The sequence below is a fragment of the Burkholderia sp. HI2714 genome (genome assembly GCF_002223085.1).
In the GTDB taxonomy this organism is placed as follows: Bacteria; Pseudomonadota; Gammaproteobacteria; order Burkholderiales; family Burkholderiaceae; genus Burkholderia; species Burkholderia lata_D.
This window is the reverse complement of sequence record NZ_NKFM01000172.1, coordinates 1-725: the sequence shown is the minus strand read 5'-3', so window position 1 is coordinate 725 and position 725 is coordinate 1. Positions and strand designations below refer to the sequence as shown.

The following is a 725-nucleotide window of genomic DNA, read 5'->3' as shown; positions in this document are numbered from 1 at the left end:
AGCCTGGCGCGACAACGTGTTCGTTGAGCGCGTGTGGCGAAGCGTCAAGTACGAGGAGGTGTATCTGAAGGCCTATGAGTCGGTCAGCCACGCCCGGCGCTCGATCGGCGACTACATGAACCTATATAACCAAAGGCGACCTCATTCGAGTCTGGAAGACCGGACGCCGGATGAGGCATACTTCGCGACGCTGCCTGCGATCAAATCGGCAGCATGACTGCTCCGACGGTTCCACTTAAAAATCTCGGGACCCTGTCCGAACAAGCGGCGCCACCTCTCACACCCAATGCGGCTTCGAACAGCTTGCTATGCATGACCCTTCGTCCTGTCTACGCGAAAAAACGCACGATACCACCCACTCGAAATTAAACAGAGGCAGATTTGCTCGAAGTGCCGGTGAAGAAGGAACACATTTCGGGGAAGGCGTTGCCGCCTGGCGTGGCGAAAGTTCTGAAGCGGCTGCATTTCCCGGTGGACGATAAGCCTTCGACATGAAATGTCTCTACAATCATGGTTCGAACTGGACGGGACGAGCAACGAAGCTGATGGCATTGAAAGCGCTGGAACTGACGCAGGAAGAACGTACAAAGCTTGAAGCGATGGCGAGAAGCCGTCGTGATTGGCGAATACGAGACCGGTCGCGGACGATTCTGATGTTCAGCGACGGCGTGCGAGCGAAAGAGATCGCCAGACGACAGGAACTGACGTTGGAGGCGGTGTATGAG

The 725-nt window shown here is 56.0% G+C and carries 2 protein-coding genes; both read left to right on the top strand.

Features of this window, described 5'->3' with window-relative positions:
• Positions 1–217: integrase core domain-containing protein (locus CFB82_RS41725; protein ID WP_143751108.1), on the top strand; the 217-nt coding region annotated here is incomplete at its 5' end.
• A gap of 274 nt (positions 218–491) precedes the next feature.
• Positions 492–725 (top strand): hypothetical protein (locus tag CFB82_RS41720; RefSeq protein ID WP_218829056.1); only part of this gene is annotated, 234 nt, incomplete at its 3' end.